Annotated in this window: 23 protein-coding genes and 2 pseudogenes; 13 read left to right on the top strand and 12 right to left on the bottom strand. The window is 41.5% G+C overall.

Annotated elements, in window-relative coordinates; translation table 11 throughout:
- The first annotated feature begins 91 nt into the window (after positions 1–91).
- From NPUN_RS31915 to NPUN_RS31905, 3 genes are all read left to right on the top strand, one after another.
- Positions 92–1,177 (top strand): AI-2E family transporter, encoded by a 1,086-nt coding sequence (locus tag NPUN_RS31915; RefSeq protein ID WP_012412500.1) that lies wholly within the window; start codon positions 92–94, stop codon positions 1,175–1,177.
- A gap of 327 nt (positions 1,178–1,504) precedes the next feature.
- A complete protein-coding gene (locus NPUN_RS31910) occupies positions 1,505–2,335 on the top strand; it encodes a segregation/condensation protein A (RefSeq protein ID WP_012412499.1) in 831 nt (276 codons plus the stop codon).
- Between the two features lie 231 nt (positions 2,336–2,566).
- A complete protein-coding gene (locus NPUN_RS31905) occupies positions 2,567–3,736 on the top strand; it encodes a nucleotidyltransferase family protein (protein WP_012412498.1) in 1,170 nt (389 codons plus the stop codon).
- Between the two features lie 186 nt (positions 3,737–3,922).
- On the opposite strand, the gene speA is transcribed toward NPUN_RS31905, so the two are convergent.
- On the bottom strand, positions 3,923–5,941 hold the full coding sequence (gene speA / locus NPUN_RS31900; protein ID WP_012412497.1) for a biosynthetic arginine decarboxylase: 2,019 nt from the start codon (positions 5,939–5,941) through the stop codon (positions 3,923–3,925).
- Positions 5,942–6,158: 217 nt separating this feature from the next.
- Here speA and ndk point away from each other — a divergent pair, with 217 nt between their 5' ends.
- Positions 6,159–6,608: a nucleoside-diphosphate kinase gene (gene ndk, locus NPUN_RS31895; protein ID WP_012412496.1), complete on the top strand. Its 450-nt coding sequence runs from the start codon at positions 6,159–6,161 to the stop codon at positions 6,606–6,608.
- A gap of 75 nt (positions 6,609–6,683) precedes the next feature.
- Here ndk and NPUN_RS31890 read toward each other — a convergent pair whose 3' ends face one another.
- The 3 genes from NPUN_RS31890 to NPUN_RS31880 form a co-directional block, all read right to left on the bottom strand.
- Complete coding sequence (locus tag NPUN_RS31890) at positions 6,684–7,406, bottom strand: TerC family protein (protein WP_012412495.1); 723 nt, start codon at positions 7,404–7,406, stop codon at positions 6,684–6,686.
- A 90-nt stretch (positions 7,407–7,496) separates the two neighbouring features.
- A complete protein-coding gene (locus NPUN_RS42275) occupies positions 7,497–7,637 on the bottom strand; it encodes a hypothetical protein (RefSeq protein ID WP_167315687.1) in 141 nt (46 codons plus the stop codon).
- A 927-nt stretch (positions 7,638–8,564) separates the two neighbouring features.
- On the bottom strand, positions 8,565–10,097 hold the full coding sequence (locus NPUN_RS31880) for a tetratricopeptide repeat protein (RefSeq protein ID WP_052304670.1): 1,533 nt from the start codon (positions 10,095–10,097) through the stop codon (positions 8,565–8,567).
- Positions 10,098–10,186: 89 nt separating this feature from the next.
- On the opposite strand from NPUN_RS31880, the pseudogene NPUN_RS40205 reads away from it, so the two are divergent.
- Positions 10,187–11,352: pseudogene (locus tag NPUN_RS40205) on the top strand (IS630 family transposase).
- On the opposite strand, the gene NPUN_RS31865 reads toward NPUN_RS40205, so the two are convergent.
- The 6 genes and pseudogenes from NPUN_RS31865 to NPUN_RS31840 form a co-directional block, all read right to left on the bottom strand.
- Positions 11,279–11,758 (bottom strand): NB-ARC domain-containing protein, encoded by a 480-nt coding sequence (locus tag NPUN_RS31865; protein ID WP_041565760.1) that lies wholly within the window; start codon positions 11,756–11,758, stop codon positions 11,279–11,281. The pseudogene NPUN_RS40205 and the gene NPUN_RS31865 overlap by 74 nt on opposite strands.
- Before the next feature lie 11 nt (positions 11,759–11,769).
- Complete coding sequence (locus NPUN_RS31860) at positions 11,770–12,186, bottom strand: hypothetical protein (protein ID WP_012412494.1); 417 nt, start codon at positions 12,184–12,186, stop codon at positions 11,770–11,772.
- Between the two features lie 112 nt (positions 12,187–12,298).
- Complete coding sequence (locus NPUN_RS31855; protein ID WP_012412493.1) at positions 12,299–12,739, bottom strand: hypothetical protein; 441 nt, start codon at positions 12,737–12,739, stop codon at positions 12,299–12,301.
- A gap of 67 nt (positions 12,740–12,806) precedes the next feature.
- Positions 12,807–13,499, bottom strand: coding sequence for a hypothetical protein (locus NPUN_RS31850; RefSeq protein WP_012412492.1), 693 nt, complete (start codon positions 13,497–13,499; stop codon positions 12,807–12,809).
- Between the two features lie 91 nt (positions 13,500–13,590).
- A pseudogene (locus tag NPUN_RS31845) lies at positions 13,591–14,342 on the bottom strand (Uma2 family endonuclease).
- A gap of 22 nt (positions 14,343–14,364) precedes the next feature.
- On the bottom strand, positions 14,365–15,009 hold the full coding sequence (locus NPUN_RS31840; protein ID WP_012412491.1) for a hypothetical protein: 645 nt from the start codon (positions 15,007–15,009) through the stop codon (positions 14,365–14,367).
- A gap of 233 nt (positions 15,010–15,242) precedes the next feature.
- Here NPUN_RS31840 and acs point away from each other — a divergent pair, with 233 nt between their 5' ends.
- The 8 genes from acs to NPUN_RS31800 all read left to right on the top strand — a co-directional run bounded on the left by acs (position 15,243) and on the right by NPUN_RS31800 (position 22,964).
- Positions 15,243–17,216 (top strand): acetate--CoA ligase, encoded by a 1,974-nt coding sequence (gene acs, locus NPUN_RS31835; protein ID WP_012412490.1) that lies wholly within the window; start codon positions 15,243–15,245, stop codon positions 17,214–17,216.
- A 117-nt stretch (positions 17,217–17,333) separates the two neighbouring features.
- On the top strand, positions 17,334–18,014 hold the full coding sequence (locus NPUN_RS31830; RefSeq protein WP_012412489.1) for a tetratricopeptide repeat protein: 681 nt from the start codon (positions 17,334–17,336) through the stop codon (positions 18,012–18,014).
- A 173-nt stretch (positions 18,015–18,187) separates the two neighbouring features.
- Positions 18,188–19,375: a nucleotide kinase domain-containing protein gene (locus NPUN_RS31825; RefSeq protein ID WP_041565758.1), complete on the top strand. Its 1,188-nt coding sequence runs from the start codon at positions 18,188–18,190 to the stop codon at positions 19,373–19,375.
- Between the two features lie 45 nt (positions 19,376–19,420).
- The gene (locus NPUN_RS31820; RefSeq protein WP_012412487.1) at positions 19,421–19,918 is read left to right on the top strand and encodes a DUF1643 domain-containing protein; all 498 of its coding nucleotides are present in this window, start codon (positions 19,421–19,423) and stop codon (positions 19,916–19,918) included.
- Between the two features lie 99 nt (positions 19,919–20,017).
- Positions 20,018–20,953, top strand: coding sequence for a nucleoside triphosphate pyrophosphohydrolase family protein (locus NPUN_RS31815; protein ID WP_012412486.1), 936 nt, complete (start codon positions 20,018–20,020; stop codon positions 20,951–20,953).
- A 26-nt stretch (positions 20,954–20,979) separates the two neighbouring features.
- Complete coding sequence (locus NPUN_RS37970; RefSeq protein WP_012412485.1) at positions 20,980–21,675, top strand: dCTP deaminase domain-containing protein; 696 nt, start codon at positions 20,980–20,982, stop codon at positions 21,673–21,675.
- 150 nt (positions 21,676–21,825) lie between these two features.
- Complete coding sequence (locus tag NPUN_RS31805; RefSeq protein ID WP_012412484.1) at positions 21,826–22,584, top strand: Uma2 family endonuclease; 759 nt, start codon at positions 21,826–21,828, stop codon at positions 22,582–22,584.
- Positions 22,585–22,703: 119 nt separating this feature from the next.
- On the top strand, positions 22,704–22,964 hold the full coding sequence (locus tag NPUN_RS31800; protein ID WP_012412483.1) for a MoaD/ThiS family protein: 261 nt from the start codon (positions 22,704–22,706) through the stop codon (positions 22,962–22,964).
- A gap of 137 nt (positions 22,965–23,101) precedes the next feature.
- Here the strand turns inward: NPUN_RS31800 and NPUN_RS31795 are convergent, their stop codons facing one another.
- Both NPUN_RS31795 and NPUN_RS31790 read right to left on the bottom strand, forming a co-directional pair.
- Complete coding sequence (locus tag NPUN_RS31795; protein WP_012412482.1) at positions 23,102–23,959, bottom strand: 1-acyl-sn-glycerol-3-phosphate acyltransferase; 858 nt, start codon at positions 23,957–23,959, stop codon at positions 23,102–23,104.
- 357 nt (positions 23,960–24,316) lie between these two features.
- Positions 24,317–25,015 (bottom strand): glutathione binding-like protein, encoded by a 699-nt coding sequence (locus NPUN_RS31790; RefSeq protein ID WP_012412481.1) that lies wholly within the window; start codon positions 25,013–25,015, stop codon positions 24,317–24,319.
- Between the last annotated feature and the right edge of the window lie 254 nt (positions 25,016–25,269).

The following is a 25,269-nucleotide window of genomic DNA, read 5'->3' as shown; positions in this document are numbered from 1 at the left end:
CATATCTTTGTTAAAAATATCTATGATGATAATCAGTGCCATCAAGAATTTTACAAATTCTTTCAGGAATATCTAAGATAGGTTGCATAAAATGCGCCGTTCGGCCTCCCTTCAACGCCTGTTAATTTATGGTCTGAGCGGTCCAATTATCGCTCTTAATGTCTGGCTACTGTCCGTGCTTTTTCGATACTTCCAGCATCCCATTACCGTCTTGAGCATTGGGGCGATTTTAGCTTTTCTACTAAATTACCCGGTTAAATTTTTTGAACGTGCCCGAATCACGCGCACTCAGGCAGTAATCATAGTTTTACTTGCAACATTAACCCTGTTTGGGATTCTAGGTGTCACCCTAGTGCCGTTGATCATTGACCAAACAATTCAACTGTTAAATAAGATCCCTGATTGGTTAGGCGCTAGTCAAGCAAACTTAGAGCAATTTGAGATGCTAGCAAAACAAAGACGTTTGCCGATTGATCTCAGGGTTGTAAGCAGTCAAATCAATGCCAACATTCAGAATCTGGTGCAACAGCTAGCTTCTGGAGCAGTGGGATTTGCTGGGACACTGTTATCAGGCTTATTTGACGTAGTGTTAGTCATTGTGCTGGCATTTTATATGCTTTTATATGGCGATCGCGTCTGGTATGGTCTGATCAATCTTTTGCCTTCTAATATTGGAGAGCCTCTTACCGCATCCTTACGCCTAAATTTCCAGAACTTCTTCCTTAGTCAGTTGTTGCTAGGGCTATTCATGATGCTAACCCTGACACCAATTTTCTTAGTCATGAAGGTACCCTTTGCCCTGTTGTTTGCCATATTAATTGGGATTTCAGAACTCATTCCCTTTATCGGGGCATCTCTTGGCATTGGTCTAGTGACGATTTTAGTACTACTGCAAAATTGGTGGTTAGCAGTTCAAGTTGCTATAGCGGCAATTCTTATGCAACAGCTTAAAGATAACTTGTTAGCTCCCAGATTACTCGGCAACTTTATCGGACTGAATCCCATTTGGATTTTTGTAGCTATTTTGATGGGATTTGAGATTGCTGGGCTGTTAGGAACGCTTGTTGCTGTTCCCATTGCTGGTACTATTAAAGGCACTTTCGATGCGATCAAGAGCGGCAAACCGAGTAATTTCGTCTCAACTGTCACCATTGCTCGTGACCCACCCCCAGATTGAGAGGGGAGGGGCAGGAGGGCAGGGGGCAGAGGGTAAGGGGGACAAGGGGACAAGACGTGAGAACTTGAAACAAGTCTTTCCCTTTGTCCCCAATTCTCCTTGTCCCCAAGTCCTCTTCTCAATTCCCAATATCAAAAGTTGCACATTCCGATCTCACAATTCACAATGGTGATTGATTACAAATTTCAGAGGATACTGGCAGCAGGCAATTCCTGATTAAAAGAAGCACAAGCGAATGTATTAGGTACACGCTTTGCCAAGAGTCAATGAGTTTACTGTTGAATTTACAGTCTTTCGATTCTTAATTAATTAATTTAGAACCCGTTGATGGAAGCTTCCGAGCTATTAGAAACAATCACACTCCTGATTTACCAAGCTGAACAGGGAGAAATTGACCCTTGGGATGTCCAAGTAATTGAGGTGATTGACCGTTACTTAGAACTGATGGCACCGGAGTCAATAGGAAGAGGCTATGAAGCGGATTTGTCTCAATCTGGACAGGCATTTTTATCAGCATCAATGCTGGTATTATTCAAAGCTAATACATTGATGCAATTGTCAACAGTAGGTGATATCCAGGATGGTGTATTAGATGATGCGATACTGGAAGATGAAGACGGAATATCACATCATGGTCATCGTCTACCATTAGAACGGCAATTGCGTCGTCGTCCATCGGCAATGCCACCACCAAAGCGCCGGGTGACTCTGCAAGAGTTAATCAAGCAATTGCAGATTATGGCAAACCAGCTAAAAATAGTAGAAAAAGTTAGCAAACCTATTCGTCCCAGACGTTTGCCTAGCGTCCAAAGTATGCGGGAGGCGCTGGAGTTAGCTCACCAAGAAAATCTGACAGAAGTAGCTGGAGAACTCGAACAAGTCTTGAATTTATCGGCCAGAGAGCTAAATTCAGAACAAAATTGGTTGAATTTAGAACAACTTGTAGAATTGTGGACTCAGACAAAGCTTTTCAACCAAAATGGGTCTGGACATGAGACTAAACACAGTCATTTAGTTAGCGTTTTCTGGGCGCTACTACTACTTTCGGCTCAATCGAAAGTAGAGCTATTTCAAGAGGAGTTTTACCATGAGATTAAAGTTCGGCTACTTACAGATTCACCTAAGACCAGTAAACCTTTTGAGCAATCGATGAACTAAAAAAGCGAAAAGTAGCCCTACAGATAATTTACAGATTTTTGATTCAGTCTCAAAATCCGAGTAAATTGAAAAGATAAGCGATCGCTTGTCATCTAAGTATATAGATGGTTGCAATAACCACTAAATTCCTGTTATCCCTGTTTCAGGGATGACTTAGAGCAGAAATAAAAACTGATGATTAAGTATCACTCGATGAAAGTAAACTGGCTTGTGGTTGAGGAATAAATTTTTATGAAAGCCATGATTCTCGCGGCTGGCAAGGGTACTCGCGTGCGTCCGATTACCTATACAATTCCCAAGCCAATGATTCCCATCCTGCAAAAGCCAGTGATGGAGTTCTTGCTAGAACTGTTACGCCAACATGGATTTGACCAGATTATGGTCAACGTCAGTCATTTGGCTGAGGAAATAGAAAATTATTTCCGTGATGGTCAACGGTTTGGGGTGCAAATTGCCTATTCCTTTGAAGGCAAAATTGATGATGACGGTAAACTGGTAGGGGAAGCAATCGGTTCTGCTGGAGGAATGCGCCGCATTCAAGACTTCTCACCATTTTTTGATGATACCTTTGTGGTGTTGTGCGGTGATGCTTTGATTGACCTAGATTTAACTGCGGCGGTTAAATGGCATAGAGCTAAAGGGTCGATCGCTACTATTATTACAAAATCTGTTCCCCAAGAAGAAGTTTCGAGCTATGGTGTGGTGGTCACTGATGAAGAAGGGCGTGTTAAAGCTTTCCAAGAAAAACCTTCGACTGAAGAAGCCCTCAGCACCAACATCAACACAGGTATTTACATCTTTGAACCAGAGGTTTTTAACTATATTCCCTCTGATGTGGAATATGACATTGGTAGCCAATTGTTCCCCAAATTAGTGGAAATCAAAGCTCCCTTTTACGCCATCCCTATGGACTTTGAATGGGTAGATATTGGTAAAGTTCCAGACTATTGGCGAGCGATTCGCGGGGTACTGCTGGGTGAAATCAAAAATGTGCAAATCCCCGGTCATGAAGTCGCCCCTGGTATTTATACTGGCTTAAATGTCGCCGTAAATTGGGACAAAGTGGATATCACAGGCCCAGTTTACATCGGCGGGATGACGAGAATAGAAGACGGAGCCAAAATTGTCGGCCCAGCGATGATTGGCCCCAATTGTTGGATATGTAGTGGCGCAACAGTAGAAAATAGCGTGATTTTTGAATGGTCGCGCCTGGGGCCAGGAGTCAGGTTAGTCGATAAGCTAGTGTTTGGACGTTATTGTGTAGATAAAACTGGGGCCGCTATAGATGTCCAAGCAGCTGCTTTAGATTGGCTAATTACCGATGCTCGCCAGATACCACCATCTCATACCCCTGTTGAGCGACAAGCAATAGAGGAATTGTTGGGGACAAACGCGAGTTAGGGAATGGGGAATGGGGAAGAAGCAAGGGGGCAGGGGGCAGGCTTGCCGTGAGCGTAGCCGAACGGGGGCAGGGGAAGCAGGGGAAGCAGGGGAAGCAGGGGAAGAAGAACTATTTATTGATTCTTGAGCCATACCCAATTCCCAATACCCAATCCCCAATACCCAATCCCCAATTCCCATTCCTAACTAACTATTCAGATACGTGTATCTTCTAAGACTCTGCTCGTAGGTTTGCAGTAATCGCTGAGATTCTGCTAGGGTGATACGCTTTTCTTCTAATGCTTTCTCACAACGCTGGCGAATGTTTTCCACCATATCTTCGGAGTCATACTGAACGTAGCTTACTACTTCGCTCATGGTGTCACCTTTGACAACGTGTTCAATCTGGTAGCCTTTGGGCGTTAATTGGATGTGAACAGCATTAGTATCGCCAAATAGGTTGTGCAAATTGCCCATGATTTCTTGGTAAGCTCCATTCAAGAACATCCCTAAATAATAGGGTTCTCCGGGCTTGTAGGTATGTAGTTCTAAAACCGATTTGACATCGCGCAGGTCAATAAAGCGGTCTATTTTACCATCACTATCGCAGGTTAGGTCTGCTAAAATTCCTCGCCGGATTGGTTCTTCATCCAAACGGTGGATTGGCATGATGGGGAATAGCTGGTCGATCGCCCAGCAATCTGGTGCTGATTGAAACACTGACATATTAACGTAGTAGATGGAAGCCATGATTTTCTCAAGGTCTTCTAGTTCATCGGGTACGTATTCTTGCTGTCTAGTGATGTTGAGAATTTTCTGACAACAAGCCCAGTATAGCCGTTCGGCTTTGGCTCGTTCTCTGAGGCGTAAAATTCCTAAGTTGAAGCGACTGATGGCTTCTTCTTTGAATTGTGCCGCGTCGTGATACAACTCTTGGTAATTCTCTTGGTTGATAGATTGGTAGCTTTCCCAAAGATAATTAATGATTGGGGATTCTCCCTCTTGTGGAGGTTCTGGGGAATCGAGAGGGACATCGCTAGTACTGAGAACATCAAAAATCAGCACCGACTGATGAGAAGCGATCGCACGTCCACTTTCGCTAATCAGTGTTGGTACGGTAATTTGGCGCTCTGCACAGGTATCTTTTAACTCTGCCACGATGTCGTTGGCATAGTTCTGCATGTTGTAATTTTTCGACGCATAGAAGTTGGTTTGGGAGCCATCATAATCTACGCCCAAGCCGCCACCGACATCAAGGTATTTCATATCTGCCCCCAGCATCGCCAATTCCACATAAATGCGGCTGGCTTCTTGGATGGCATCTTTAATTACATTTATGGCAGAGATTTGTGAGCCGATGTGGAAGTGCATCAATTGCAAAGAATCGAGCAGGTTAGCTTCCCGTAACTTGTCGACAGCCTCAATGACTTCAGGCATTGTCAAACCAAATTTAGCGCGATCGCCACTAGAGGCTCCCCAACGTCCCATACCTTGGGTACTGAGTTTAGCACGAACACCCAAAATCGGTTTAATACCTAACTGGCGATTGGCATCAATCACCAAATCAACCTCTTCAATCTGTTCTAAGACGATAATTGGTGTTTGCCCTAATCTCTGGGCTAACATTGCCGTTTCGATGTATTCTCGGTCTTTGTAGCCGTTGCAAACTAACAACGCTCCTGGTGTATCTAAGACAGCCAGGGCAATCATTAATTCTGGTTTGGAACCAGCTTCTAAGCCAAATTGATGAGGCTTGCCAAACTTGACTAAATCTTCAATCAAATGCCGCTCTTGGTTGCATTTGACAGGAAACACCCCCCGGTATACGCCAGGGTAGTTGTAGCGGGCGATCGCTTTGGCAAAACAAGCATTCAACCGTTCAATCCGGTCTTCCAAAATATCGGAAAAGCGAATCAACATCGGAAGTCCCAAGTTGCGCTGTTTCATGGAGTTAACCAATTCAAACAAGTCTAGGGAACCACCGCGATCGCCTTTGGGTGAAACGGTAACGTGACCAGCAGCGCTAATGGAAAAATAGGGTTGTCCCCAACCTTCAATACGGTATAGTTCTTCGCTATCCTCAATTTTCCAGGAGCGAGGTAAACTTCCTGTGGTAGTACTAGGTGGTAAAAGTTTCTTTTGCTTATGATTTTTCACTTCAGATTTTTGTCCATTGGACGGTACTGGTACCACCTCGTCAGATGTAGCAGTTGACTCAACACCCATTTCTTCCTAACCTCTGTTTTTCGCCCACGACTTAACAATTTAACGCATTCATTTGGGAACGTATATGCACCCAAGGATAATTTCTGAGATAAACTCTGATTGGTCAAGAGTCATTGGTCATTAGTCATTGGTCATTAGTGCAAAATTCTTAGACTTAAGACAAAGGACAAATGACAATTGACAAAATAAAAACTTTATTAAGCTTTGGGAGATCGCAATGGAACGTACATTTTTAGCAATTAAGCCTGACGGAGTACAACGGGGATTAGTGGGGGAAATTATCCGTCGCTTTGAAACTAAAGGTTTTACCCTAGTTGGTTTAAAGTTCTTGAAAGTCAGTAAAGAACTGGCTGAACAACACTATGGTGTTCACCGGGAACGTCCCTTTTTTGGTAGTCTAGTCGAATTTATCACTTCTAGCCCAGTGGTAGCGATGGTATGGGAAGGTGATGGTGTCGTTGCATCTGCCAGAAAGATTATTGGTGCTACGAACCCCTTAACATCCGAGCCAGGAACAATTCGCGGTGATTTTGGCATCAATATTGGTCGAAACTTAATTCACGGTTCTGATGCTCCAGAAACCGCACAACAGGAAATAGCCCTATGGTTTAAAGATGAAGAATTAGTCAACTGGCAACCACACATAACCCCTTGGTTGCACGAGTAAAAAACTAGGGAGTGGGGAATTGGGAATTGGGCATTGGGTATTGGTTATTTCTCCCCCATTCTCCATTCCCCATTCTTACTTAGAGACTTCGCTTTTTTCTGGTTCTAATTGGGGCACTTCAGTGCTAACACGCTTGGAAAATCCCCAGCCTAAAATCAGGAAGATGGCAGTAATCATGATCCATTCTGGTGGAACTAAATTATCGTTCACCACTTTCAACAACAGGCGCAAGCCCACGAACGCTACAGTTACATAGCCTGCGTCTTCTAGGTTTTCATATTCGTCTAGCCAACGGATAAACAATCCCGCCATGAATCGCAGCGTAATAATCCCAATTGTTGCACCCGTCAGCACTAGCCATTTTTCTTGAGAAACTGCGATCGCAGTTGTCACGCTATCCAAAGAAAATGCCAAATCTGTAAATGCAATCACAGGTATCGCTTGCAACAATGAATTAAAACGCGGCCCGTGATGGTGTTCGTCCTTAGTTTCTTCTGAGGTAAAGTGTTGAAATACCAACCACAGCAGATAAGCAGCGCCCAATAATTCAAATTGCCAGAATTGTTGCACCCAAGTGGCAGTGAGAATCAGGCTGATTCGTAGCACATAAGCAACGACTAAACCAAAGTTGAGGGCTTTACGCTCAAGTTCCTTGTCTTCCAACCCTTTTGCGATCGCAGCAAGAGCGATCGCATTGTCGGCAGATAACAGCGCCTCTAAAAGCACCAGGATCGCCAGAACTATAAGGGCTTCAAGGCTAAAATGAAAGTCGAGGTAATCAAAAATTTGGTCTAGCATTCCGGGTTTCTCAAGCAGAAAAAATTAAAATTTGACAAGAACAGAGATTTATATATTAAAAAGCGCAATAAATTGTCACTCTAATTCAGCTTAACGTGCTTGTGGTGCATTTTGAAGAGGGTTAAATGTATGCGATCGCAGTGGGAGTGGGGTAATTTGCGTATAAGTCAATACATCCAAAGTTTTAACATTTAGTGAATGCAATCGCAATGGACTGCTGTCAGTTCGCATCTAAAATTAGAAGATGAGAACAAAATATGGTAAGAATTTATAAATATTTCTTTAACGATCGAGCTTGATCGCTAATACAGTGTTCTGCAACTACATGAGGTACACCCCTCCCCAACCCTCCTTGATGCTTTAGCTACGGTGTACACACAAGTCTAAAATAGCTGATTAACCAAAGTTTTACCCCTCCTTAATCCTCCCCTTATAAAGCTACGGTGTACACACAAGTTATCGAATCACTACCAGCCCTCGAATTACCCCACCCTAACCCTCCCCTTGTAAAGGGGAGGGAACTAGATTTTCTGGTTTCCCCCCTTACCAAGAGGGGATTAAGGGGGGTAAAACCCGGATCAAAGTAACTCCGATTTGTGTGTACACCGTAGCCTTTATAAGGGGGGTGTTGTTCATCGAATTCGGGGTGTCGTTCATCGAATTCGGGGTATCGTTTATTGAATTCGGGGAGTCGTTCATTGAATTCGGGGAGTCGTTCATTGAATTCGGAGAGTCGTTCATTGAATTCGGGGAGTTGTTTATTGAATTCGGGGTGTCGTTTATCGAATTCGGGGTGTCGTTTATTATTTTTGTTCAATTTTAATTTGAGGAGGATAAAACCGAAACACAAAAAGACTTTTCACCCAGTCCCCAGCGATGCACTGAGTTTTGACACAACGACTGCGCCCTTCTATACTAGAGGCTGCGCCAACGGCTACGCTCAGGACAAGCTCAGTGCATCGCTGCGCGGAAATCGAGCGAAGTCGAGATTCAACTACCGCTTGTCGTTCGCGCAGTACTGAGCGAAGCCGAAGTAGCCTCTCGTAGAGAAGTGTCCCCAGTTCCTTGCTATAATTACAACTTTCGCTTCAATCAAATAACCCCAAAAGCTTCTTCCACAAGGAATTATTAGCATTATTTTTAACTGTCCGGCTAACACTATTTATTAGCCCGAGCATTTTCTAGATTTTGCCGAACAGTAACCGTATTGGGATGATTTACCCCAAACACCTGTTTATAAATCTTTAAAGCTTGCAGATACAGGGGTTCGGCTCGTTCGTAGCGTCCTTGAGAATAGTAGAGATTTGCCAAACAATTCAGGCTGTTGGCAACATCGGGATGTGCATCTCCGAGCAGGCGTTTAGAAAGTTCTAAAGCTTGCAGAGACAGGGGTTCGGCTTGGTCGTAGCGTCTTTGAGAATAGTAGAGATTTGCCAAACAATTCAGGCTGTTGGCAACTAAGGGATGTGCATCTCCGAGCAGGCGTTTTCTCAGTTCTAAAGCTTGCAGATACAGGGGTTCGGCTTGGTCGTAGCGTCCTTGATAATAGTAGATATTTGCCAAACAATTCAGGCTGTTGGCAACATCGGGATGTGCATCTCCCAGCAGGCGTTTAGAAAGTTCTAAAGCTTGCAGAAACAGGGGTTCGGCTTGGTCGTAGCGTCCTTGAAAATCGTAGAGACTTGCCAGCCAGCTAAGGTTGGTGGCAACATGGCTATGTTCTTCTCCCAAACGGGTTTGTACCGTTGATAATCCTTGCTCATACCAAGGTGCTGCTAGGGTATACAAACCTTGACCTTGATAGAATTTGCCCAAGCCAGTGAAAACCCAAGTTAAATTTTCATCCTCCACAGCATCAATCAGATTTTGTGCCACTTCAGTTAAATGGGGAATTGCCAGTTGCACTGACTTAATATCCTCAAGAGTGAGAGATTCAGGTATTTTCTGAGCAATTTTTACTAATGCTGCGGCAAAGGCTTTTTTGAGGTCATCGCCTGTGTTTAACCCTGCCAATTTACCCTGCAAAAACTCCCTAATTAAAGGATGAATTTTATAGCAACTTTCTCCTTCTGCTACGCTTTGAATTAAATGGCGCTTATAAAGTTGCTTTCTCGCCTCATCAACATCTGCCTTCGCCCAATTTAGCTGCTGACTGACAGATTCAACCAATTGCCAAGGAATGATATCTGGGGCAAATAAACTCAACAATTCACCGACACACTGTGTCATAAAATCGAGTTGTTGCCAGCTTAATTCAAATACAGCTTCTAATTGAGACTTTTGCTGAGTTGGTAATTGCTGTAAAATCTTTGCCAAAGATAAATTTGGATCTTCTGCCAAATACGCGCCCACTAATTGCAAACCTAAAGGCAGATATCCCAGCCATTTACATAAATTTACTGCCGTTTCTGGTTCTCGTTGCACTCGCCTATCTTTTTCGCCCAACAAAGCTGTCAACAAATTCAAAGCTTTTTCTGGTGACAGTTCATCCAAGCTTATCTCTGTGACATTTAAACCGAGATTTCGCAACCGACTTGTAATTAATACACAGAAGCGGTTATTTGTTGGTAGTATTTGCCGACAATTTTTCCAGTTAGTAAGATCGTCAACATTGTCCAATACTACTAAAACTAGTCCTGCTTGTGGTTGCCAATTATGCCAGCACCATTTTGCTTGTTCCTGGGAAGTCAATAAAGTTTGCGGTACTTCTAGTAGTGTACCAAGGTAACTTTGCTAAGTAAAACCTCTAATTGGTAAAATAGCCAAAAACGGGGTGTAACATGGCAAAAAAGTACATTGTTGACTTGAATGAAGATGAAGTTTCCCAACTGCAATCGATAATTAAGAAAGGTAAGCATAAGGCAAGAACCATAAGCCGTGCAAACATTCTTTTGATGGCTTCCGAAGGAGAAACGGATCAAGCGATCGCTAGCATAGTTAGAGCGCATGTTGCAACAGTGCAACGAATACGAGAAAAATTTGTCATTGGAGGGTTAGATTTTGCTTTAAAGGATGAAGTTCATCCACCAAAACATAAAAAATTAGATGAAAAGCAAGAAGCATTTTTGATTGCAACAGCTTGTTCTAATCCGCCAGAAGGAAGAGTGCGTTGGACAATGCAATTATTAGCAGATCATTTAGTGAACGTTGGTATCATAGATTCAATCTCAGATGAAACAGTACGTCAAACTTTAAAAAAAATGAAATTAAGCCTTGGTTGAAAGAACAATGGTGTATTCCTGAAGTTAACGCAGAATATGTTTTCCGAATGGAAGATGTGCTGGATTTATACAATGAGCCTTATGATCCTAAACGCCCTGTAGTCTGCTTTGATGAACGTCCATACCAATTAGTAGAAGAAGTAAGACTTCCTTTGCCACCACAGCCAGAGCAACCTGAACGTTATGATTTTGAGTATAACGTACGGGACAGTAAATTTATTCGCATGTTTTCAACCCTTGGCTGGATGGCGGCATATCGAAGTTACAGAACGTCGAACTAAAGCCGATTTTGCTAAACAAATGAAAAATTTAGTAGATGTTTCCTACCGAGATGCCGATGTTATTCGTTTAGTAGTTGATAACTTGAATATTCATACACCCAATGCATTATATGAAGTTTTTCCACCAGAAGAAGCACGTCGAATTATTCAAAAGTTAGAGTTTCACTATACTCCTAAACACGCTTCTTGGTGAGCCAGTGCGTTGGGCGGGTTCCCCGACTTGAAGCAACTGGCGAACCCGAAGGGCTGAATCAGGTAGAAATCGAATTATCTGTTTTATCTCGCCAATGTTTAGAACGGCGTATTCCTAATGCAGAAACATTAACTTCTGAGATTGCCGCTTGGGAGAAAAAACGTAATCAGCAAAAAGCTAGTGTTTATTGGGGTTTTCAAACCAAAGATGCTCGCCGAAAAATGGAGCGTTTATATCCAAATTTAACATAGCAAAGTTAGCTTGGCAGACTACTAGTTTCATGTAAAACTTAGCAAACTCTACAATCTCTGCTGCTAAATCTGGTTTTCTGGCATCTAACCAGCAAAGCCCACCAGGATAATTGTCTTTGTAGCGCTGTGCGTATTGTGTCGCCAGTTCAGTTTTACCCATTCCGCCCATAGCAGCCAAAGCCAAAATTGCCGCGCTGTCATTTTGCAGCAACTTTTTATGCACCTCTGCAAGTTTCTCATCCCGCCCGACAAAGTTGGCGACACCGCGAGAGGGAATATTATTTGGAGTAGATGAGTGTAACTGCTGAGTAGGGGAATTGTAGATACTAATATCACCTTGATAAACTGTTCCACCCTCAACCTGATTTTGCCATCCCTTGGCGTTGCCTTGATTATTTTGGTTCATGATGGCTCACTTCAAGAATTGGGGGGTGCATGATGAATATTAATATCACCTTGATAAACTGTTCCACCCTCAACCTTAGTTTGCCATCCTTTGGCATTGTCTTGATTGATTTGGGTCATAGTGCTTTTGTCTACTATCTTACCAGCCTCAATTTCACGAGCCAGTGTTTCTACTTCTTCAGCAAACTCCGGTTCTTCATGTAAAATTATCTGCAAGTAAGCAGCAACCCTGTCCACATCGGGTTTCGAGCCTTTTTCCGCAGCAACAAGGGCTGTTTCTGCTTTCAAATTTCCTCGTAATTTACCCCAAATCTTTTTTCGCAGCTCATCCATTTTACCAAGGGCTGCTTCAGTGAATTTCTCGATGGTTTTCTCAAATGCTTTAGTAAAAGCGAGAGTTGCGATCGCACTAGCTGTTATTGGTTCCAAAGTATCCTACCTTATGCAGCGACATCTTCACTGATAGATACAATAACAGATGTTTAGATTCCAGAGAGTTAGAAGCCTCTGGAAGCAATTTACTACAAAATAATTTCAAATTTCACAAAATCTCTGCCAATTTTACTACCAGATTATCTGCTAAATCCAATAACCTAATATCATCTGTATCAATACTATGTTCTTCACCAGCTAACAGATTTTTTACCGCAGATAACCTGTCATTGGTTTGGGAAATTCTCCAAGATTCATCTAAGTTTACGGCAAAATCAAACAGCGATCGCTCTCCTAAATGCTGTCTTACCTTCACAGCTACACTATCATGACTTACCAAAAATTCTTTAATAGCATCTAATTGAGAATTACCTAAAATTTCGTCATGTCCCCAGGTTTCTAGCCAGTCTCCATCTACATCTTCAACGTAAAAATTGACAAAATCAACCCCATAAGTTAGCCAGTTCTGCTGCATTTGTCGCGCTGTTGCTAAAGCTTCAGCAAATGTATCCACTTGATTGTTGCAGTGAGTTTCTCTTTTGTTAGCCATAAAAGCTGTAATTAGCAAGTAAGTATGTAGGCTGAACACAAACCGGAAATATCAAATTCCTTAAAGTTCACGAAAATTTTAAATATTTGCCACCAGAAAGGTAATCACTGTTATACAGGGCCACGTTGACTAACTGGTTGACAAAATTAGCATCCTTGGGATTATAACTTAAGAACAATCCTCTCTCTATTTCCCACGATCGCAGTGTATTTTGCCAAGCTTGGTACTTTTGGTAATTAAGTTCTTCAGAGACACTAGTAACTTGAATGCAAAGCGGTTGATTGTTACGACTACTAACAATTAGGTCTGTTGCCATAGAGAGGTCGGCGATATAACGCTGCCAAAAACTACCTTCTCGACTTACAACATCTTGAGCTATTGATCTAATGATATCATCATCGACCTGATTAAATTCGCCTGCCATCAATTTTTGTTTCCAAATATAAAACTTGGAGTCACTTGCATTAATCCATCTAGGAAATAGATAACCATACCAATATCTTTCAATCGGTGTCATCAACTCGAACTTTGCTTTCTGTTCTTCTTCCGAAGGTAAGGATTTGATTATCAGCCAAATAGTAGAATCCGTAATTACCTCTAAGAGAAATGCAATGACAAATGGTTTTGCAGTCAGGGAACCTGGCTTGATATTTTTTACCCAACGATTGATTTCCTCTAATCTTCTCGCCAAATTATGATCTACCGAGGAGGCTTGCTCGATAAGTGACTTTAGCTTATCCTTAATCTCTGTTGCTTGCAAACGAGGCCCTACTTTCAGAAGATAACGCTTTTTTACACACCAATAATTAAATCTTAACTTGAAAGTGTACCTAATTAATTTCCTGATGTCATCAAATATTCTCTAACTCAATGCCCTGTGTGCGTAATACCTCCCGCAATCGAGCAAGTTCTTGCTCTGCTTGTTGGGCGCGTTCTTCTGAACTCTTGGGCACGTTTTTCTGCTTGTTGGGCACGTAAACGTTCTTGTTCAGCTAACTCTTCTGATGATAATATTAATTGATTTTCAGTAGTGAAGAATCTTAATTTACCTTCATAAACTCCCAAATAAAGTTCTAACTGCTGACTCCACAAACGTCCATCAGTAGTTACTTGGATTTCTTGATACTTGCCATCAACTAAATGGAATCCCTGAAGTTCCATTGTTACATGGTCGAACCAGAAATAATCTCGTGTACGGAAGGTATCTTGATAAACTTGTTTTTTTAACCCTTTATCAACTGCTGTCTTTGAACTTGACAAAATTTCCACAATCACGTTTGGATATTTGCCGTTTTCTTGCCAAACTACCCAACTCTTACGGTCTTTTTTCTGAGTTCCCAAAACTACAAAAAAGTCTGTGGCCACGAAAATATTCTGATGTTTTCTGGTTAGGACTGTAGTAAATCGTCAAATTGCCAGAAGCATAGAAATATTGCCGCTCCCGCCACCATAATTCTAGTATGCGAATTAGCAAATCGATTTGGTCACGGTGTAAATCGCTTTTCAAGGGTAGCTCGTCACTAAGTATATCACCAGGAGGAAAAATAACTTCGTCTTCTGAAATACCATTAGAGATGAATTCTAAAGTAGCAGGTTCAGACATTTGCCATCGCTCCGCAATTTATTTACTGAAAATTAGCTAACTTGCAGATGCCTTTGAAAACTTGCAATAACTCTATTGCATCTGGAGATTCGTTTAAGCTTAATAATGGCATTAACTGATAATTTGACTGCTCGTCATGTCTTAGATGAACAAATTGATAACGCAGTCCATTAGTTACCAGTCCCCAAACAGATGGTTGTTGCTCTAAACTCTTAAAAGCATAAGTCAGTAATTGAGGTAAACCTTCCCCCACTTCAATCGCACTGTTTTTCGTTTCAATTACTACAACCCAAAATGGCGGTGCAATATTACTTTGAAAACTGTTGATTGCTAAAATATCCATCCGTCCGGTAATTCTTCTGTCTTCATCTTCGACAGCGATCGCAATGCTATCTTCCATTGTCAACCGAATCGGCACATCGTAAAACCCTGCTAACCGCATTAGTGGTGCAATCGTTAAAAATTTAACTAATCCCTCAGAAATTTTACCAAGCCTGAGATAACGACGGAAGTCGTTTCTAATTCGCAATAAATCCTCCTGTTCAAACTCTGTCAATGGTTCTAAATTTAAAAAATCTGCAAATGAACCAACTGAAAGTTCTTCTAGCTTGAGAAGACGATGAACATCATTGAGAGATAAGCTGCTAGCTTCGACCGTGAGCGTCATAATTTCAGGCGTTGTTTGTCAAGACTACTTATATTTTGCAACATTCGCGCTAGATAGGCTGCAATGTAACGTCTTTACATTTCTCAGATCGCTTGGTTTTGGTAGATGAAAATGAATGTAAACTAAATAACTCGGCAATTTCTACCTAGCTTAACGAAAATCTAAACACCATCTAGCACAACTGGGCTAAGAATAGTTTTTAGTAATAATAGCGATCGCACTCATAACTAACCATGTCAGAACCAAATATCGAATCAATCCTCCAAGAGAACCGCCTTTTCCATCCTCCTAGTGAATTCTCGCAGAACGCCCACATTAAAAGCTTGGACGACTACAAGCGTCTCTATGAAAAAGCCAAAGCCGATCCAGAGCAATTTTGGGCAGATTTGGCTGGAACAGAATTAGAATGGTTCCAAAAATGGGACACGGTGCTAGATTGGCAACCGCCTTTTGCGAAGTGGTTCGTTGGCGGTAAGATGAATATTTCTTACAACTGCCTTGACAGACACCTCACTACTTGGCGCAAAAATAAAGCAGCCTTGATTTGGGAAGGAGAGCCAGGTGATTCGCGTACCCTAACTTACGCCCAACTACACCGGGAAGTCTGCCAATTCGCCAATGTATTGAAGCAACTGGGTGTACAAAAAGGCGATCGCGTTGGAATCTATATGCCGATGATTCCTGAAGCTGCGATCGCAATGTTAGCCTGTGCCAGAATCGGCGCACCACACGGCGTAGTATTTGGTGGTTTTAGTGCCGAAGCTTTGCGCGATCGCTTAATTGATGCCACAGCTAAATTAGTAATCACGGCTGATGGTGGTTGGCGCAAAGATGCGATCGTTCCTCTCAAAGAACAAGTAGATAAAGCCTTAGCTGATGGTGCTGTTCCCAGCGTCGAAAATGTCCTAGTTGTTAAGCGCACCGGACAAGAAACTTATATGCAATTGGGGGGACGCGATCATTGGTGGCATGATTTACAAAAAAGTGCATCAGCAGATTGTCCCGCCGAACCGATGGATAGTGAAGATATGCTATTTGTCCTCTACACTTCTGGTAGCACCGGCAAACCGAAGGGCGTAGTGCATACAACTGCTGGTTATAATCTGTATACCCACATCACCACTAAGTGGATATTCGACCTGCAAGACACAGATGTATATTGGTGTACCGCAGATGTAGGCTGGATTACGGGACACAGTTACATTGTCTACGGTCCCCTTTCCAACGGTGCAACGACTGTGATGTATGAAGGTGCGCCCCGTGCTTCTAATCCTGGCTGTTTCTGGGATGTAATTGAAAAATACGGCGTTAATATTTTTTATACTGCACCTACGGCAATTCGGGCATTTATTAAGATGGGTGAACAACATCCTAATGCGCGAAACTTGTCTTCGTTGCGTTTGCTGGGAACCGTCGGCGAACCCATTAACCCAGAAGCTTGGATGTGGTATCAGAAAGTAATTGGTGGCGATCGCTGTCCAATTGTTGATACTTGGTGGCAAACGGAAACTGGCGGTATCATGATTACACCGCTACCAGGAGCAATCCCTACTAAACCAGGTTCTGCAACTCTTCCCTTCCCAGGAATTATTGCAGATGTCGTGGATTTAGAAGGAAACACCGTACCCAATAACGAAGGCGGTTATCTGGCGGTGCGCCATCCGTGGCCAGGAATGATGCGGACAGTTTACGGCGATCCAGAACGCTTCCGCCGCACTTATTGGGAACACATTCCGCCCCAAGATGGTAAATATACTTACTTTGCTGGTGATGGCGCTAGACAAGATGAAGACGGCTACTTTTGGGTAATGGGTCGTGTGGATGACGTACTGAATGTATCAGGACATCGCCTTGGTACAATGGAAGTAGAATCAGCTTTAGTTTCGCATCCAGCCGTTGCAGAAGCGGCGGTAGTAGGTAAGCCGGATGAACTCAAAGGTGAAGAAGTAGTTGCTTTTGTGACTTTAGAAGGCACTTATCAGGGAAGTGAGGAACTGAGTAAAGAACTCAAGCAGCACGTCGTCAAAGAAATTGGTGCGATCGCACGTCCAGGAGAAATTCGCTTTACTGATGCTTTGCCCAAAACGCGATCGGGTAAGATTATGCGGCGCTTATTGCGGAATCTAGCTGCTGGGCAAGAGGTATCTGGTGATACTTCGACGTTAGAAGATAGAAGCGTGTTGGATAAATTGCGGGAAGGTACGTAAATAATTCAATTGACCTTGTAGGGATGCACAGATGTGCGTTCCTACTTGTGGTGTATTTCACGTAACGCACCCACATTTTATTATGGACATAAGAACATTATTGAGGCATTGAGGGCGATGAAGCTGAAGAGCAAACCCAAATCAGCATTTGTTCAACCTTTTAGCTGCATGATGCTGACTATTCTAACTGTAATTAGTTTATCACCATTAGCGTTAGCGGTTTCTGGAAAAGTTTCTTTGCATCCGCCAGAACAGGATGCACAGAGACAACCACAAAAACTAGCACAGTTTTCAGATACAGGGCCATCAGAGCGATCGCAGATGCTGCAACAAGCCAATGCTTTATTTAATCAGGGAGACTTAACAGGTGCAGAGGAAAATTTACGCAAGTTAATTAAAAAATTTCCAGACGATGCCTTTGGACACTTTCAACTGGGAAATGTGCTTTTTCGGCAAAAGAAACCAGAAGAAGCAATTAGCGCTTATCAAGAAGCCATTCGTCTCCAGTCAAAATACGCTTTAGCTTATAATGCGATCGGTATGGTTTATGCTAGCCAAAGTCGCTGGGATGAAGCCATGACTGAATATAAAAAAGCTCTAGAAATCAATCCTAACTATGGCGAGGCCCTGACTAATTTTGCATTGGTATTGTGGCAAACAAATAAAAAAGATGAGGCGCTGTCTTCTCTAGAAAAAGCCTTAAATATTTTCAAAGCACAGAATAGAGGTGAAAAAGTTAACCAAGTCGAACGAATATTGAAAGAGATCAAAACTGCTGACGATCCTAGTGTTTCCTGAAAATCATATTATTCAGTAGATAAAAGTTAAGAATAGTTGCTGCGCTCGGCTTTAAGGATGTTTTGCTAGAAATGCGATCGGGTACGATGATTATGCGGCAGTTGTCGCATAATCTTGCCTCATGGATAAAAAACAGGTTTGAAACTGATAACGATAAACCAGGAGAACAGTGTATGCAAGTAAGACAAGAAATTTTTGATACCTATTGGCGATTTGCTGCTATGCGGCAGGAAGTATTTTTCAACAAAATTAACAACGTACCACCACCGTGGACGAGTGACCCGATCATTAATACTTATAAATTTTGTAATGCATATCGAGCAAGCGATCGCGTTTCACAATATCTGATCAAAAAGGTGATTTACGATCAGAATAGGAGCCAGAATGAAGAAGAGGTAATTTTACGGATTCTACTATTTAAAATTTTTAATAAAATAGAAACATGGGAATACTTAGAAAACAAAATAGGAGACTATATAACACTGTCTAATTTCGACTCAAATGTATATTCAGATATATTACAAGAGGCTATGAATCTTGGATATGTCATTTATACCAGTGCATATATGTCTTGTGCCAGCAAAGAGTTTGGTTATGATAAAAAACACCAGAACCATTTGGCATTACTTGATAAAATGGTTGCCCAAGATAGAGTGGTCAATCACATAGTCAAAGCCAAAAATTTTGAAGACGTTTTTAAGATTATTCAAGAATATCCATTGCTAGGTAAGTTTATGGCTTACCAATTAGCGACAGATATTAACTATAGTGAAATTATCAACTTTGAGGAAAACAGTTTTACTATAGCAGGACCAGGAGCCGAACGTGGTATCAGCAAGTGTTTTGTCGATACAGATGGTAAAACATATACTGATATAATTCATTGGATGACTGAAAACCAAGAAAAAGAGTTTCAGCGTTTGGGGTTAAATTTTCAATCACTCTGGGGTCGTCCACTACAGGCTATAGACTGTCAAAATCTTTTTTGTGAAACGGATAAATACTGCCGAGCAGCATTTCCCGAATTGAAAAGTAATCGCAAAAAAATCAAATCAAAATTTACTTCAACGCCTCACGCAATTGATTATTTTTATCCACCCAAATGGTGCATTAATGATAAAGTTCAAGAAAGTTTAGCACAGAGATTGCCAACATTAGAGATTACTAATTTGCAAATATTAAATAATAGTAATTGTCAGCAATTATCTTTGGAACTAGATTCTCAGGTAAAAACAACATCTGAAATTCCGAATAATGTATCAAAACAATATAAAAAATCTGAACAAGAGACTCAGAGAAAAAAATCAAAAGTTTTACAAAATATAGAAATTGAAAAGCATAAACAGTTGTGTCTGTTTTAAGATAAGCCGCTCTTTATAAATCCATAGTAATTCAGAGTAAAATACATGGACATAAAAGGATATGCTAAGTTCGACATCACTAGAAAGTATCGCTACTTACTGCGCCGTAAATGGGATATAAGTTTACCTCAAGTTACTTTTGTGATGCTTAACCCAAGTATCGCCGATGATAAGAAAAATGATCACACTCTCACTAGATGTATTAACTTTGCTAAGTCTTGGAAATATGGTTCTCTTGAAGTAGTTAATCTATTTGCTTATTGTGCTACAAACCCCCGTGAACTTTGCCAAGTAGATGACCCTGTGGGGCCAAAAAACAACTGCTATATTCAAGTAGCAACAAAACGCGCTGCCTTAATTATTTTGGCATGGGGTGCGGGGAAATATCCCAGAATTCAGAACCGTGAAAAAGAAGTGTTAAGTCTAATTTCTGATAAACAACCTCTTTACTGCCTAGTTCTAACAAAGTATGGATACCCACACCATCCGTTACGTCTTTCAGTTAGTACACAACCAATTATTTTTCCTAGTAATTCTCTATAAATATAGTTTAATTTTCTAATGGCGATACTTTTTATTCATCGTCAAGTTTATATTTTATCCTTCAGAGAATCACTATAATCAACAATTTTAAAATTGGATATGTCTATTATGAATTTTTCTGAGTATCAAACACAAGCACTGAAGACAGACCAAATTCCTGCTGTCGAAGGTACTGAATTAATGATACCGCTACTAGGTTTAGTGGGTGAAGTTGGCTCATTGATGACTGAGTATAAAAAACATTTACGCGACGGTGATGCACACAAACTATTTAAAGAAGGCATCGCGGAAGAATTGGGAGATATGCTTTGGTATATTTCCAACTTGGCAAGCAAGTTTAACCTTAATTTGGAAGAAATTGCGGAAGATAATCTGAGAAAGTGCCGTGACCGTTGGGGATGGAGAGATTCAGCACAGATAGAGGATAAAGGTACAACCTACATATTCGACAATGACTTTCCTGAAAATGAAAGTTTACCACGACAATTTGAAGTAGAAATTACGGAGATAAGCAAAGATAACTCAATCAAAATGAAGGCATTTATCAACAAAAAACAAGTTGGAAATGATCTCACGGATAATTCCTATACAAGTGATGGCTACCGCTTTCATGATGTTTTCCATTTTTCCTACGCCGCAGTTTTAGGTTGGTCTGCGGTCACTCGTAGTATGCTTAAACGTAAGCGCAAAAGTAATTCTAGTATTGACGAGGTTGAAGACGGTGGACGTGCAATAGCCATTGAAGAAGGTATATCAGCACTTATATTTAGCTATGCCAAAAATCACGGTTTCTTAGAAAGAGTTTCAACATTAGATTACCAAATATTGAAGACTATCAAAAATATGACATGCCATTTAGAAGTTTCTCAATGTTCGTTGGGCGATTGGGAGAAAGCGATTCTGATGGGCTATGATGTCTGGCGACAGGTAGAGAAAAATCGGGGAGGAAGGGTAGTTCTTGACCTTGATGCACGCTTGATAACCTATTTGAAAAAGTCTAGCCTGTGTTCAGCCTCCGTAGAGATAAAACATTAACTTAACGATATCTTGCAGGAAAACAAATGAGTTTTTGGTCATCACAAACTTTAAGTTCTCGTCTTCCCAGTTTAATTGAACCATTTAATGAGGATCAAATTCAGTCTGCATCATACGAATTGTGCTTAGGAGAAGAAGTTTATATTTCAGCCCTTCCTGATACACCTCTCAAAGAACGGAAAAAAATTATTCTTAGTGATAAAGAAACTGTTCCTATCCCTCCAGGACAGTTTGCATTTTTGATAACTTCTGAAACAGTCAAAGTTCCTGATAATGCACTTGCATTCATTTCGATTAAATTTAAATTTAAGTCAAAGGGGCTAATTAATGTTTCAGGTCTTCATGTCGATCCAGGCTATAACGGTAAACTAATTTTTGCTGTTTATAATGCTGGGCCTCTTCACCTTCATATAGGAAGAGGTGAGAAAGTTTTTTCTATATGGTATGCAGATTTAGATAAAGATGATGATAAGCCACGAAAGAAGCTAGGTTATGATTTAATTCCCACTGATTTAATGAATAGTCCTGATTCAGTTGCTTCTCTTCCTTCTTTGGTAAAACGTTTGGATGATCTGGAGAAAAAAGTAGAGAATTATTCTATTAAACAGACTTTAGTATTGACGATTACTATTGGAGTTTTACTTGCTTTCGCAAAGCCAATAGTGGATATATTTATACAGCCATTACTCAATATGATTAAATCTTCTCTTGTCATCTATTAATTTTAAATTGGTGCAATAAATCCAAACTGTCGCTATATACTTACACCGAATAAGTGCAAAATTTACAAGCATAAAGTCGTCTACCACAACAGAGTTTGTTAGATTTATTAGGATAATAAATAAAATACAAATATAATCTTGGTTGTGCCCATGACTTCCCTATCGGCATTAACTTTACCTGACCACACACAGTTACCAGACTCAGATGGTACATTTGTGGAAAATCTTCAGGAGCATCCGCAAAGCATTTTAATTACAGATTCAATTAGACCTGTTCTAGAGCAACTTCATCCTGACGGTCAATATTGTATCGGACAAGATTCTGGTATCTACTGGCGATTGACAGATCCTCCTGAAAAAGGGGCTGAAGCACCAGACTGGTTTTATGTACCCAATGTACCACCGACACTTAACGGTAAAATGCGCCGTTCTTATGTGCTGTGGAAGGAGTATGTTGCACCCCTAATTGTGATTGAATTTGTCTCTGGAGATGGTTCAGAAGAACGAAATAACACACCGCCATCTCAAGGTGAAGGTGGAAATGTTGGTAAGTTTTGGGTTTATGAGCAGGCAATTCGAGTGCCTTATTATGGAATTTATGAAGTAGCAAAAGCTCAAGTGGAAGTTTACCACCTAATCGATAATACTTATGAACTAATGCAACCCAATGAACGGGGACACTACCCAATTGCTCCTATGGGTGTAGAGTTAGGAATCTGGCAAGGATTTTATCAGAATGCAGAATTACCTTGGTTGCGCTGGTGGGATGCACAAGGAAATTTACTGCTAACGGGTGAGGAACGGGCTGAAGTTGAGCGACAAAAGCGGGAGAGAATTGTAGAGAAATTGCGTACTCTCTCTGCTGAACAACTCAATGCTTTAGGAATTGACCTAGAAATGTTGGATTAGGAAACATAATTATCTACCAATAATACAACTTTGCTAGTTAGTAATGTATAATTAAGCCCAAGAGTTCAGGGTGCTTGTCAAGCATTAAATTACTTGCTGGTACTGCCAAAGCATATTGTATGTCTAAATCTGCAATCACCGTTACCGTCAAATTGTTCGCTGCTTATCAAGAAGCCTTTAAGGTTTCGGAACTGGTACTGGAATTTCCCAATAGTATGCCAGTTAAAGCAGTATGCGATCGCCTCATAGCCGAACACCCTGAACTTTCCCAATGGCGAGACATCACCCGCTTCGGGATTAATTTAATATTTGTTGAACCAGATACCCTATTACAAGATGGGGATGAAGTCGTATTGATTCCACCAGTTAGCGGTGGCTAGAAATAATAGTTAGGAGTTAGGTATTACAGCAGATTGAAAGTAAGTGAGGTGCAAAATGCAGGACTCAAAATCACATATATAAAGTAAGTTTTTATCTCCTGCCCCCGTTCGGCTACGCTCACGGCAAGCCTGCCCCCTCACCTACTATTCGACTCAGCAGTTACCTTGACTAAAGTATCTAACTCTTCTTGCATCTGACTAACAACTAATTCATAACATTCATTGACATAGTGGCGATCGCTAGCTGCTTCTCTACCGTAGCGTTCAAATACAATCGGCGGACAAACCCGCGTGTAGATGGGCACAGGTAATGGAATGTTGGGCAACGGGCCAATTGCTAATCCCCAAGGCAATCCGAGATAGATTGGAAAAACTTCTGGATCAATTCCCAGCAGCCAAGGCATTCCCCATTCGTGGAGTTGCTGCACAACTTTGTACAAGTCAGTCAGTACAATCAGCGTATCGTGAGCGCCCCAGGAAATCACAGGTACAATCGGCACATTTTCTCGCAATGCTAACTTGATAAATCCTTGTCGCCCTGCAAAGTAGATTTTGTTACGTAAATAATGCGGTCGAAACACATCTTCGGCTCCACCTGGATAAACTAGCACACTAGCGCCAGAGCGCAACGCAGTGTAAGCCATTTTTGGATGAGCTATGATTGCTCCAGCCTTGGCAGCTATTTGCGCTAGTGGTTGGCTAACCTGCCAAGCTTTGGGATGCATTAAACCATAAACGGGTTTCTCCGTACCAAATCGTTTGAACCAGTCGTACATCACCATTCCCATATCGGGAGCCGCGAGTCCCCCATTATGCGAACCGACAAATAAGACTTTTTCTTGGGATGGAATATTTTCCCAGCCACTAGTTTGCACTTGAAAATAGTACTTATAGAAAAAGCCTAATAAAGGCATCAGAGATTCTATGAACTTTGGATCTCGCTCATCCAAAGACCAACCGGGTTTTTTCTTTAAGAGATGTTGCTTTTTTGACATCGATACATTTTAACAAGATCGGAACTTCGGGAGACGCGGCAAGTCTTGAATTAAAACTAAATTAATCTGACTTTCAAGTGCCGTATTGCTTTTGCTTGAATAGCCAAACACAGAACAGAGCGATCGCTATACCAACCAGAATAAAACAATAGATGTAGCCGAAGTTATCCACAATCCTACCAAATACTGCTGCGCGATTCCCTGTCTAACCAAAAAGCTATAAACAGCGAAACGGCTGTACCTTGTGCTTCCGGTGCTAATCAGCCCACGCAATCTTCCTAATTGTTTTATCAAACAGAATTTAGAATGGGCTACACCCATTCTAAATTCTGGATTCTTCTTCAACGCCCAGAACGCTCAAGGTTGAATAGTCTTCGCCGACTGGTTAAATAACAAATCTCGTGACTTATCTGGGTCAAGTGGTTGAGCTTTCAATGCTTCTGCTTTCTCGTAGGCGCGAATTGTTGCCGGACGAGCTTTTATTGTCTCAAACCAGCGCTTGAGGTGAGGAAAATCCTCTAGATTCTGACTTTGGCGTTCATAGGGCACAATCCAGGGATAAGCAGCAATATCGGCGATGGAATAATCCCCAGCCACAAATTCTCTATCTGCTAGTTGCTTATTTAGCACTCCATATAAGCGTCCTGTCTCATTCACGTAGCGGTTAATGGCATATTCAATCTTTTCGGGAGCATAGGCGCTAAAGTGATGATTTTGTCCTGCCATTGGCCCCAGACCGCCCATTTGCCAGAACAACCATTCTAAAACTTGAGTGCGTTGGCGTAAATCTTGCGGGATTAATTTCCCGGTTTTTTCTGCCAAATATAGCAAGATTGCCCCAGACTCAAATACCGAAATCGGCGCACCTCCATCTACTGGTTCGTGGTCAACGATCGCGGGGATACGATTGTTAGGAGAAATCTTCAAAAATTCGGGCTTAAATTGATCTCCAGCTCCAATATTCACAGGATTTATGGTATATTGCAAGCCGACTTCTTCCAGGAAAATCGTAATTTTATGACCGTTTGGGGTTGTCCAATAATAAAGATCGATCATGGTTATTTGTCCTAAAATTGTGCGATTCTTTTTAAGTGAATGGTGCAGACATCTCTTTTTTTCTGATTTATCACAAAATCTGAAAAAAAGAGGACAAAAACGGTGAAAAGTAAAAGGGATTGGGAATTGAGTAAGAAGTGAAAAATTATGTTCGGGGCTTTAACCCTTCCCAAATTTTGGAATGTATTCACAGTCCGAGTACCGATTATCAGAGCGGTGTTCCTCTCTATGAGACGCTGTGCGTAGCAAGATGC

Source organism: Nostoc punctiforme PCC 73102, from assembly GCF_000020025.1.
GTDB lineage: Bacteria > Cyanobacteriota > Cyanobacteriia > Cyanobacteriales > Nostocaceae > Nostoc > Nostoc punctiforme.
Note: the sequence above shows the minus strand (reverse complement) of the source record. Positions and strands in the feature narration are given on the sequence as shown.

Excerpts from the sequence above, each read along its gene's own strand:
- NPUN_RS42275 (WP_167315687.1), bottom strand. The coding sequence starts at position 7,637 with ATGCGAACTGACAGCAGTCCATTGCGATTGCATTCACTAAATGTTAAA.
- NPUN_RS31825 (WP_041565758.1), top strand. The coding sequence starts at position 18,188 with ATGCAAGTAAGACAAGAAATTTTTGATACCTATTGGCGATTTGCTGCT.
- NPUN_RS31915 (WP_012412500.1), top strand. The coding sequence starts at position 92 with ATGCGCCGTTCGGCCTCCCTTCAACGCCTGTTAATTTATGGTCTGAGC.
- NPUN_RS37970 (WP_012412485.1), top strand. The coding sequence starts at position 20,980 with ATGAGTTTTTGGTCATCACAAACTTTAAGTTCTCGTCTTCCCAGTTTA.
- NPUN_RS31865 (WP_041565760.1), bottom strand. The coding sequence starts at position 11,758 with ATGAACCAAAATAATCAAGGCAACGCCAAGGGATGGCAAAATCAGGTT.
- acs (WP_012412490.1), top strand. The coding sequence starts at position 15,243 with ATGTCAGAACCAAATATCGAATCAATCCTCCAAGAGAACCGCCTTTTC.
- NPUN_RS31800 (WP_012412483.1), top strand. The coding sequence starts at position 22,704 with ATGTCTAAATCTGCAATCACCGTTACCGTCAAATTGTTCGCTGCTTAT.
- NPUN_RS31910 (WP_012412499.1), top strand. The coding sequence starts at position 1,505 with ATGGAAGCTTCCGAGCTATTAGAAACAATCACACTCCTGATTTACCAA.
- NPUN_RS31840 (WP_012412491.1), bottom strand. The coding sequence starts at position 15,009 with ATGACGCTCACGGTCGAAGCTAGCAGCTTATCTCTCAATGATGTTCAT.
- NPUN_RS31905 (WP_012412498.1), top strand. The coding sequence starts at position 2,567 with ATGAAAGCCATGATTCTCGCGGCTGGCAAGGGTACTCGCGTGCGTCCG.
- NPUN_RS31815 (WP_012412486.1), top strand. The coding sequence starts at position 20,018 with ATGTCTATTATGAATTTTTCTGAGTATCAAACACAAGCACTGAAGACA.
- NPUN_RS31830 (WP_012412489.1), top strand. The coding sequence starts at position 17,334 with ATGAAGCTGAAGAGCAAACCCAAATCAGCATTTGTTCAACCTTTTAGC.
- NPUN_RS31805 (WP_012412484.1), top strand. The coding sequence starts at position 21,826 with ATGACTTCCCTATCGGCATTAACTTTACCTGACCACACACAGTTACCA.
- NPUN_RS31795 (WP_012412482.1), bottom strand. The coding sequence starts at position 23,959 with ATGTCAAAAAAGCAACATCTCTTAAAGAAAAAACCCGGTTGGTCTTTG.
- NPUN_RS31820 (WP_012412487.1), top strand. The coding sequence starts at position 19,421 with ATGGACATAAAAGGATATGCTAAGTTCGACATCACTAGAAAGTATCGC.
- NPUN_RS31855 (WP_012412493.1), bottom strand. The coding sequence starts at position 12,739 with ATGGCTAACAAAAGAGAAACTCACTGCAACAATCAAGTGGATACATTT.
- speA (WP_012412497.1), bottom strand. The coding sequence starts at position 5,941 with ATGGGTGTTGAGTCAACTGCTACATCTGACGAGGTGGTACCAGTACCG.
- NPUN_RS31890 (WP_012412495.1), bottom strand. The coding sequence starts at position 7,406 with ATGCTAGACCAAATTTTTGATTACCTCGACTTTCATTTTAGCCTTGAA.
- NPUN_RS31790 (WP_012412481.1), bottom strand. The coding sequence starts at position 25,015 with ATGATCGATCTTTATTATTGGACAACCCCAAACGGTCATAAAATTACG.
- ndk (WP_012412496.1), top strand. The coding sequence starts at position 6,159 with ATGGAACGTACATTTTTAGCAATTAAGCCTGACGGAGTACAACGGGGA.